Origin of the sequence: Paenibacillus tyrphae (assembly GCF_024158745.1) — a bacterium.
Taxonomy (GTDB): Bacteria; Bacillota; Bacilli; order Paenibacillales; family NBRC-103111; genus Paenibacillus_G; species Paenibacillus_G tyrfis_A.
The window spans coordinates 1-545 of sequence record NZ_JAMZAW010000075.1 but is presented as its reverse complement, the minus strand read 5'-3'; the positions used below and the strand labels follow the sequence as shown (position 1 = coordinate 545).

Below are 545 nucleotides of genomic sequence, written 5' to 3'. Positions count from 1 at the left end.
CCAGGCAGGAGAGCCACCAATGGAGATTTTTTTGAAAGCAGGATTTAGTATCGAACTCGTTGGCCAGAGAACACCTACAGAAAGCCTCTATCGCTGGAGAGAGACCTACGCTAAGTACGGTGAGGCTGGCTTGTTAGAAGAGCGCCGAGGCCTTGGAAGTACGGGTAGACGATCAAAAACGGAATCGTCAGTAGAAGAGAAGCTACAACAAGCAGAAGCTCGGATTAAACTCCTCGAAGCGGAGAACGAGCTATTAAAAAAGCTAGAAGCGCTCGAAAGGCGAAAAAGTAAGGAGTTGACGCCTTCCGAGCGCTTTCAGCTCATTCATCAAACGATTCGTAAGCATGATTTACGACGTTTAACACGTTACCTCTGTCAGATTGCCGAAGTAAGTGCAAGCGGCTATTACCGTTGGTGTAGCGCTGAGGAGTCGCGTCAACTGTTAGAGACAGCCGATCAATACGACTTTCAGCTTATTAGGGAGCATTTTGAAGCGTTGAACAGGAAAGCAGGCGCATTGGTTATCAAAATGAGGCTGGAGAAAT

Annotated in this window: 1 pseudogene; it reads left to right on the top strand. The window is 47.5% G+C overall.

The window, feature by feature from the left end:
* Positions 1-19: 19 nt before the first annotated feature.
* A pseudogene (locus NI000_RS36565) lies at positions 20-545 on the top strand (IS3 family transposase); the annotation flags it as partial.